The sequence below is a fragment of the Patulibacter medicamentivorans genome, from assembly GCF_000240225.1.
GTDB lineage: Bacteria > Actinomycetota > Thermoleophilia > Solirubrobacterales > Solirubrobacteraceae > Patulibacter > Patulibacter medicamentivorans.
In genome coordinates, this window is sequence record NZ_AGUD01000252.1 from 21,078 (window position 1) to 29,800 (window position 8,723).

8 protein-coding genes are annotated in these 8,723 nt (G+C 72.5%); 5 read left to right on the forward strand and 3 right to left on the reverse strand.

Annotated elements, in window-relative coordinates:
- The first annotated feature begins 121 nt into the window (after nucleotides 1-121).
- Nucleotides 122-1,507 carry an aspartate aminotransferase family protein gene (locus PAI11_RS17880; protein ID WP_007577365.1) on the forward strand — a complete coding sequence of 462 codons (1,386 nt, stop codon included), beginning with the start codon at nucleotides 122-124 and terminating at the stop codon, nucleotides 1,505-1,507.
- 88 nt (nucleotides 1,508-1,595) lie between these two features.
- Here the strand turns inward: PAI11_RS17880 and PAI11_RS17885 are convergent, their stop codons facing one another.
- Together PAI11_RS17885 and PAI11_RS17890 are read right to left on the reverse strand one after the other, a co-directional pair.
- Nucleotides 1,596-3,113 (reverse strand): DHA2 family efflux MFS transporter permease subunit, encoded by a 1,518-nt coding sequence (locus PAI11_RS17885; protein ID WP_007577366.1) that lies wholly within the window; start codon nucleotides 3,111-3,113, stop codon nucleotides 1,596-1,598.
- 164 nt (nucleotides 3,114-3,277) lie between these two features.
- Nucleotides 3,278-4,012: a helix-turn-helix transcriptional regulator gene (locus tag PAI11_RS17890; protein WP_007577368.1), complete on the reverse strand. Its 735-nt coding sequence runs from the start codon at nucleotides 4,010-4,012 to the stop codon at nucleotides 3,278-3,280.
- A gap of 130 nt (nucleotides 4,013-4,142) precedes the next feature.
- On the opposite strand from PAI11_RS17890, the gene PAI11_RS17895 reads away from it, so the two are divergent.
- The 4 genes from PAI11_RS17895 to PAI11_RS17910 all read left to right on the forward strand — a co-directional run bounded on the left by PAI11_RS17895 (nucleotide 4,143) and on the right by PAI11_RS17910 (nucleotide 8,145).
- Nucleotides 4,143-4,742: a superoxide dismutase gene (locus PAI11_RS17895; protein WP_007577370.1), complete on the forward strand. Its 600-nt coding sequence runs from the start codon at nucleotides 4,143-4,145 to the stop codon at nucleotides 4,740-4,742.
- A 508-nt stretch (nucleotides 4,743-5,250) separates the two neighbouring features.
- Entirely contained in the window at nucleotides 5,251-6,573 is a 1,323-nt protein-coding gene (locus PAI11_RS17900; RefSeq protein ID WP_007577371.1) for an acyl-CoA dehydrogenase family protein, read from the forward strand.
- A 17-nt stretch (nucleotides 6,574-6,590) separates the two neighbouring features.
- Nucleotides 6,591-7,802, forward strand: a complete 1,212-nt coding sequence (locus PAI11_RS17905; RefSeq protein WP_007577372.1) for an acyl-CoA dehydrogenase family protein — start codon at nucleotides 6,591-6,593, stop codon at nucleotides 7,800-7,802.
- A 91-nt stretch (nucleotides 7,803-7,893) separates the two neighbouring features.
- Nucleotides 7,894-8,145, forward strand: coding sequence for a hypothetical protein (locus PAI11_RS17910; protein ID WP_138974402.1), 252 nt, complete (start codon nucleotides 7,894-7,896; stop codon nucleotides 8,143-8,145).
- Nucleotides 8,146-8,162: 17 nt separating this feature from the next.
- Here PAI11_RS17910 and PAI11_RS17915 read toward each other — a convergent pair.
- On the reverse strand, nucleotides 8,163-8,723 hold a 561-nt coding region (locus PAI11_RS17915; RefSeq protein WP_040600834.1), incomplete at its 5' end, for a serine hydrolase.

An 8,723-nucleotide genomic window follows, 5' to 3' on the forward strand; every position in this document is an offset into this window, starting at 1 on the left:
CCCGCGCGCGGCGGGACGCGTCGGGCTGTCGCTGGTCGTCGCGCGGGGGCGGCGTTACGCTCGGGGAAAGCGCCGCCCGCGGCAGCGCTTCCAGGCAACCGATGATGGGATCATCAAGTCCATGAGCACCTCCGCCGCCCCGCCGATCGACCGTCAGCGCATCCGCGAGCTGATCAAGCGCGAGGAGCGCGTCCTGAACGAGCGCACCGGCCGCTCGGCCGAGATGTTCAAGCGCGCCAACCGCAGCCTCTCCGGCGGCGTCGCCTCGTCGTACCAGCTGCGTGACCCGTGGCCGATCTACCTGGAGCGCGGTGACGGCCCCGTCGTCTGGGACGTCGACGGCAACCAGATGTGGGACTTCCACAACGGCTTCGGCTCGATGGTCCAGGGCCACGCCCATCCGGTGATCGGCAAGGCGATCCAGGAGCGCTACGCCAAGGGGACCCACTTCGCCGCCCCGACCGAGGACGCGATCGCCGTCGGCGAGGAGCTGGCCCGTCGCTGGGGCCTGCCGCAGTGGCGCTACACGAACTCCGGCTCCGAGTCGACGATGGACGCGATCCGGATCGCGCGCGCCTTCACCGGCCGCGACACGGTGATGAAGATCTTCGGCAGCTACCACGGCCACCACGACACGGTGATGGTCTCGATCGGGGTCGAGTACGACAAGATCGGCGAGCCGGACGACCTCGCGTCGCTGCCCTACGGCGCCGGGATCCCGCAGGCGACGGTCGACATGACGGTCGCGGTGCCCTTCAACGACGTCGGCGCGATGGAGCGCCGACTCGAGAAGCTGATCGCGCAGGACCGCAAGCCCGCCTGCGTGATCATGGAGGCGGCGATGATGAACCTCGGCGTCGTCCTGCCCGAGGACGGCTACCTGCAGGCCGTCCGCGACCTGACGGCCAAGCACGGCATCGTCCTGATCTTCGACGAGGTCAAGACCGGGCTCTGCATCGCCGCCGGCGGCGCGACCGAGAAGTGGGGCGTGACCCCCGACATGGTGACCCTGGCCAAGGCGCTCGGCGCCGGCCTGCCGATGGGCGCGATCGGCGGCACCGAGGAGGTCATGTCGGTCGTGAAGAACGGCAGCGTCTACCAGGTCGGCACCTACAACGGCAACCCGCTCGGGGTCGCCGCCACGCGCGCCAGCCTGATCGAGGTCCTGACGCCCGACGCCTACGCGCACCTCGACGCGCTCAACGACCGGATCGTCGGCGCCTGCGACATGGTGATCCAGAAGTACGGCCTGCCGGGCTACGCGGTCGGCGTCGGCTCGAAGGGCTGCGTCACCTTCTCGCCGACCAAGATCACCGACTACGCCAGCTTCAAGGCTAACCAGGACGCCGAGCTGAGCGACCTGGCGTGGCTCTTCAACATGAACCGCGGGATCTTCATGACCCCCGGTCGCGAGGAGGAGTGGACGCTCTCCGTGACCCACAGCGAGGAGGCCGTCGACGCCTACGTCGAGGTCTTCGACGAGCTCGCGTCCGACCTGATGTCCTGAGGCTCGCCGCCGCGGCGCCCCACGATCCGCCCCGCCGCCCGGAGCCGATCGTGGGATCCAGCGGCCCACCGGCGGCCCGACCCGGGCCCTACGCCTCGGAGTAGGCCGGGAGCCCGGCGGGGTCGCCGCTGGCCTGCGAGACCTCGACGGCGGCGCCGTGGGGCTCGTCGGCCGCCGAGACCGCCTGCTCGTCGCCGACCGGCGCGGAGCGCAGCACGACCACCGCGAAGACGATCGCCGCGGCGGCGAATCCGGCGCCCACCAGGTAGGCCAGGTGGTAGCCGGAGTTCAGCGCCACGTTCGTGACCTCGCCGTCGGCGCGCAGGCCGTGGGTGCGCTCGCTGGCCAGCGTCGCCAGGACGGCCAGGCCGATCGCCCCGCCGACCTGGACCGTGGTGTTGATCAGGCCCGAGGCCAGCCCCGAGTCGCTCGGCGTCGCACCGGACATCGCCAGCGTCATCAGCGGCGGGAAGCTGAGGCCGGCGCCGAAGCCGATGAAGGTCATCGCAGGCAGGATGTCGACGACGTAGCGGCCGTCGGTCGGCGTCTGGGAGAACAGCAGCAGGCCGACCATGATCGCGACCAGGCTGGTGATCAGCGCGGTCTTGGCGCCGAAGCGGATCGTGAACCGGGCGGCTCCCCGCAGCGACATCGCGCCCATCACGATCGTCGAGGGCAGGAAGGCCAGGCCGACCCCGAGCGCGTCGTAGCCGAGCACCTGCTGCATGTAGAGGGCGCCGAGGAAGAACATCGCGAACATCCCGACCACGAGCAGCGCCATCACGACGTTGGCGCCGACGACGTTGCGCGAGCGGAACAGCCGCAGCGGCATCAGCGGGTTGGCGATCCGTCCCTGGCGGACGAGGAAGGCGGTGATCAGCGCGATCGAGAGGGCGCCGAACCCGAGCGTCTGCGGCGACCCGGCGCCGTGGCGCTCGATCCCGACGATCGCGTAGACGCCGACCATCAGGCCGCCGGTCAGCAGCGCGGCGCCCGGGATGTCGGCGCCGGCCTTGACCCCGAGCCCGGGCGCGTCGGCCACGAGCCGGCGGGCGAGCACGACGGTCGCGACGCCGATCGGCACGTTGATGAAGAAGATCCAGTGCCAGCTGATTGCCTGGGTCAGGACGCCGCCGGCGAGCAGGCCGATCGAGCCGCCGGCCGAGGCGACGAAGCCGTAGACGCCGATCGCCTTGGCCTGCTCCTTGGGCTCCGGGAACATCGTCACGATCATCCCCAGCACCACCGCCGAGGCGAGCGCACCGGAGACGCCCTGCACGAAGCGCGCGCCGATCAGCATGCCCTGGTTCTGGGCCAGCGCGCAGAGCAGCGACGAGGCGGTGAAGGCGGTCAGGCCGATCAGGAAGATCCGGCGCTGGCCGAACAGGTCGCCGAGCCGGCCGGCGAGCAGCAGCAGGCCGCCGAACGCGATCAGGTAGGCGTTGACGACCCACGAGAGGCTGCCGTCGGAGAAGCCCAGGTCGTCCTTCATCGAGGGCAGGGCGACGTTCACGATCGTCGCGTCGAGGACGATCATCAGCACGCCGGCGCACAGCACGTAGAGGGCGAGCCAGCGCTGTCGGTCGTTGTGGATCTGCGGGGACATGGTGTGGGGCTCCTGGAGTCTCGGGCTTCTGCGTGGTTCGACCAGGCCCGCGCCCGAAACTCATCGCACCCCTGCGCGATCGGTCGGTCATCGGCGCCTCTACCCCTACGACGGAGAGCACCGGGAGAAATCGACATGGTCGGCGAGGAAGACCTCGCCGAGGCTCACCCCCGCGGCGGCAGCGCGCTCGGCCCGACGTCCCGCTCGGGGTGATCGGGCTCGCCGGCGGGCCGCTCTCGCAGCTCGTAGACGCAGGCGTGCGAGCCGCTGATGATGTGGGAGACCCGGCGGATGTCGGCGTCGGGCATCGCCTCGCGCAGGAAGCTGATCTCGCTCGAGCAGGCGTGGCCGTGGTCGCTGGCGACCGCCAGGATCGCGCAGTTGTGCTCGGTCACCCGGTAGCCGCCGTCGTCGGTCCGCTCGAAGTCGGCCAGGTAGCCGTCCTCGTCGAGGATCCGCGCCAGCTCGGCGACCCGCTCGTCGAACGGGCGCCCGGCCAGCCGCGCGCCCGCCCGCACGACCCGTGCCCGGCGGCGGCGCTCGAAGAGCCGCCCGACCAGCTCGGGATCCTCGTCGCGGACGTAGTCGAGCAGCTCGACGGTCAGCTCGCCGTAGGTCTTCGGGAAGAGCCCGTCGGCGGCCGGCCCGAGCCGGTAGAGCCGGCGGGGACGACCGGGACCGGGGCGCTCGTCGCGGTGGGCGACGAGCCCGGCGGCGACCAGCCCCCGCAGCTGCTGGCGGATCGCGCTCGGGGTCACGCCGAGGGTCGTCGCGAGCGCGTCGGCGCCGGACTCGCCCTGCTTGCGGAGGGCGACCAGGAGCGCGCGCCGCGAGGCAGGCAGCTCGTCCAGGGCCGAGTGGGTGGTGCGCGCCGCGGGGGTGTCGGTTCGGCCGTTCACGATCGGTTTGACAAATATAGACAGTTCGTACTACGTTTACTAGTGCAGTTCGATCCCGAACGGCACGCCGTCCGACCGCCCACCGCGGCCTCGAGGGCGGCGCGCCAGACCCATCTCCGAGGAGCTCCTCATGGCCTTCACCGTGCCCCCGCTGCCCTACGCCTTCGACGCGCTCGAGCCCCACATCGACGCGAAGACGATGGAGATCCATCACGACAAGCACCACCAGGCCTACGTCGACAAGCTGAACGCCGCGGTCGACGGCAGCGAGTGGGCCGACAAGTCGATCGAGGAGATCGTCTCCAACCTCGGCGCGCTGCCGGCCGACAAGCAGGGCCCGGTTCGCAACAACGGTGGCGGCCACTTCAACCACACGCTCTTCTGGGAGTCGCTGCAGGGCGGCGGCGTCCAGACGCCGGAGGGCGACCTGGCCGCGGCGATCGACTCCGCCTTCGGCAGCTTCGACGCCTTCAAGGAGCAGTTCGAGGCCGCCGGCGTCGCCCGCTTCGGCTCCGGCTGGGCGTGGCTCGTCAAGGGCGACTCGGGGCTCGAGATCATCTCGACCCCGAACCAGGACACCCCGCTGGCCGAGGGCAAGACGCCGCTGCTGGGCAACGACGTCTGGGAGCACGCCTACTACCTGAACTACCAGAACCGCCGCCCCGACTACCTGAAGGCGTTCTGGAACGTCGTCGACTGGGGCAAGGTCGCGGAGCGCTTCGCGGCCTGATCCGCGCGCCCCGCGGCGGCCGCCGAGCGGTCGCCACGAGGCATCGCCGGAGCGCTCGCCGCTCCGCAGCCACCGCCCGTCCCCGCCGAGCGCGGGGGCGGGCGGTCGTGCGTCCGGGGCGACTCGTCCCGCGCTGTCCGCCGGCGGTCGCGCAGGGCGCCGCCGACTCCGAGGCCTGAGGCGCGGCGGGCGCCGGTGACGAAGCGGTCGCTCAGCGACCGGAACGTCACGGCCGGCGCGGTGGGGCGCCGGTCCGGGGCCGCCGGATGGCACGTTCCGGTCCATGAGCGGCCGGTTCGTCGTGGAGGACGGGGCGATGCCCGCCTACGGGCCCGTCAAGCTGGGGCCGCGTGGCCGCCCGCTCCGCTGCTACCCTGGGTAGGAATTCGTCGGTCGATGCCCGCCGCGACACCGGAGATCCGGTGCGCGGACGGGCGGCCGTCCACCTCGACCGCGTCCGCGCGGAAGGCAACCACTCTCCCTACACATGACCGTCACTGAACGAGGAATGGCCTACGGCATCCGCGCGCTGACCCGCTTGGCGGGTCTCGACGTGGTCGACCGGCTCGGCCTGCGCGAGCCGGCCAACCGAGCCCTCAAGCGCGCGTCGGCGACCAGCTTCCGGACCGCCGGTCGGGTCGGGCGGACGTTCGCCGCGACCCAGAAGCGCGCCGATCCGGGCCGCCTGAAGCCGGAGACCGCCTCGAAGAGCGCGGCGCTGTTCGACCTGACGCCGACCGACGAGCAGCAGATGCTGCAGGACGCCGCGCGCGAGTTCGCCGCCGCGGAGATCCGCCCGGTCGCCGAGCAGGCCGACCACGACGACAAGACGCCGGACGCGCTGCTGGCGTCGGCGGCCGAACTCGGCCTGGCCACGCTCGGCGTGCCGGAGGAGCTCGGCGGCGCCGTCGAGGAGCGCTCGGCCGTGACCTCGGTGCTGATCGCCGAGGCGCTCTCCCACGGCGACATGGGGATCGCGGTCGCCGCGCTCGCCCCGGCCGCGGTCTCGACCGCGCTCGGCCTCTGGGGCGACGCCGACCAGCAGGCGACCTACCTGCCGGCGTTCGTCGGCGAGGACGTCCCGGTCGCCGCGCTGGCGATCCAGGAGCCGCGGCCGCTGTTCGACCCGTTCGCGCTGCGGACGACCGCTCGCCGGACGGCCGACGGCTTCGTGCTCAACGGCGTCAAGTCGCTGGTCCCGCGCGCGGCCGAGGCCGAGCTGTTCGTGGTCGCCGCCCAGCTCGAGGGCGCCGGCGGCAACGGCAACGGCACGCCCGCGTTCTTCATCGTCGAGTCGAAGACCGCCGGCATCTCGACCGAGGCCGACCCGGCGATGGGCCTGCGGGCCGCGTCGACGGCGAAGCTGGTGCTCGAGGACGTCAAGCTGCCGGCCGGCGCGCTGCTCGGCGGCGCCAAGCCGGAGGTCTACCGCGAGGCGATCGCCCTCGGGCGGATCGCCTGGTCGGCGCTCGCCGCCGGCACCAGCAAGGCGGTCCTCGACTACGTGATCCCCTACGTCAACGAGCGGGTCGCGTTCGGCGAGCCGATCAGCCACCGCCAGGCCGTCGCCTTCGCCGTCTCCAACATCGCGATCGAGACCGAGGGCCTGCGGCTCGTCACCTACCGCGCCGCCAGCCGCGCCGACCGCGCGGCGAGCTTCGCCCGCGAGGCCGCCCTGGCCCGTCGCCTGACGGCCGACAAGGGCATGCAGATCGGCTCCCAGGGCGTGCAGCTGCTGGGCGGCCACGGATACGTCAAGGACCACCCGGTCGAGCGCTGGTACCGCGATCTGCGGGCCGCGGGCATCGTCGAGGGCACCCTGCTCGTCTGAGCGGAAGGACAGAGCTGATGATCAATCTCGAGAACCCCAAGAAGTTCCAGGGCCTGGTCGACATGACCCGCCAGGTCTCGACCGAGATGTTCCGCCCGATCTCGCGCAAGTACGACCGGGCCGAGCACACCTACCCCAAGGAGCTGGACACCCTCCGCGCCCTGCTCGAGGGCATGAACGAGGGCGATCCCTCCGGCGGCGTCAGCGCCTCCGGCGGCCGCTCGAACAAGCAGCAGACCGGCAACGTCAACGGCGGCAACATCTCGACCGTGCTGTCGGTCGCCGAGGCCTGCTGGGGCGACACGTCGTTCGTCCTGACGATGCCCGGCCAGGGGCTGGGCAACGCCGCGATCGCCGCCGTCGCCGACGACGAGCAGATGGCGCGCTTCGGCGACAAGTGGGCGTCGATGGCGATCACGGAGCCGCACTTCGGCTCCGACTCGGCCGCCGTCAAGACGACCGCGATCCTCGACGAGGAGACCGGCGAGTACGTCCTCAACGGCACGAAGATCTTCGTCACGTCGGGCGAGCGCTGCGACGTCGTGGTGGTCTGGGCGTCGGTCGACCCGAGCCTCGGGCGCGCGGCGATCAAGTCGTTCATCGTCCCGCGCGACAACCCCGGCCTCGAGCTGGTGCGGCTGGAGCACAAGCTCGGCATCCGCGGGTCCGACACCGCCCAGTTCGCGCTGGTCGACTGCCGGATCCCGAAGGAGAACCTGCTCGGGACGCCGGAGGTCGAGGTCAAGAAGGGCTTCGCCGGCGTCATGCAGACGTTCGACAACACCCGCCCGATGGTCGCCGCGATGGCGGTCGGCGTCGCGAAGGCCTCGCTCGAGCGGACCTTCGAGCTGCTGAAGGAGGCCGGCGTCGAGATCGACTACGACAAGCCCGCGCACCTGCAGATCGGCGCGGCGGCCGAGCTGCTGCGGCTGGAGTCCGACTACGAGGCGTTCCGGCTGCTGACGCTGGAGGCCGCCTGGATGGCCGACAACCGCAAGCCGAACTCGGTCAACGCCTCGATGGCGAAGGCCAAGGCCGGCCGCGGCGCGACCGAGATCGCGCTCAAGTGCGTCGAGCTGTGCGGCGCCGCCGGCTACGGCGAGGACGAGCTGCTGGAGAAGTGGGCCCGCGACGCGAAGATCCTCGACATCTTCGAGGGCACCCAGCAGATCCAGCTGCTGATCATCGCGCGCAACCTGCTGGGCAAGAGCTCGGCCGAGCTGAAGTAGCCGGCCCGACCGTTCCGACCCCGGGCCCGCCAGGCTTCGCCGCCTGGTGGGCCCGTCGTCGCCGCGGCCTGCTTCACTGTGCGGCGTGTGCATGCAGTGCGCAGCCGGAGCGATGACGGCGGTCGCGGGCGCCAGCGGGATGCGGATGTGGCTCGAGGCCCGGGTCCCGCTGCTGGCCAAGCCGCGCGTCAGGACCATCGCCCGGCGCACGATCATCGGACTCGGCGTCGTGGCCGCGAGCGTGCTGGGACCGTCGGCGCACGGGCCCTCGGCGACGCCCGCCGCGAAGGCCGCCGCGCCGGCGGCAGCGATCGCCGCGGCGCCCGCGACCGCCGCCCGCTGAACCGGTCCTCCGGCCGCTCAGCGGACGACGAGCCGCTCGACCGCGTCGGCGACCGCGCCGCCGCCGTCGCCGTTGGTCAGGATCGCGATCCCGAGCCGGTGGCGGGGGAGCAGCAGCAGCCGCGCGTGCCAGCCGCGGTTGACGCCCTCGTGCCACAGCAGGACGTCGTCGTCGCGCAGGCGGCGGATCTCGAGCCCGAGACCGTAGTGGCCGTCGGTCGCCGGCTGCGGGCGCTCCATCCCCGACGGATCGCGCAGGACGGCCAGCAGGAAGCGGCCGAGGTCGCGCGCCGACGTCGCCAGGCCGGCCGCGGCCAGCTCGGGGTAGCGCAGGGCGCCGAGCGGCCGTCCGTCGATGTCGTGGGCCGTGGCGCGGCGGCGCCCGGCGCGGTCCCGCGGGGCGGTGTCGCGACCGGGACGCGGGGCCGGCCAGCCGAAGCGGCTGTCGCCCATCGCCAGCGGCCGCAGCGTCGTGCGCGCCGCCCAGGCGGCGAACGGCAGCCGCGAGCGGCGCTCGATCGCGTACTGCAGCAGGCTGTAGCCGCCGCCGGAGTAGGAGTAGCCGCTTCCCGGCGGCGC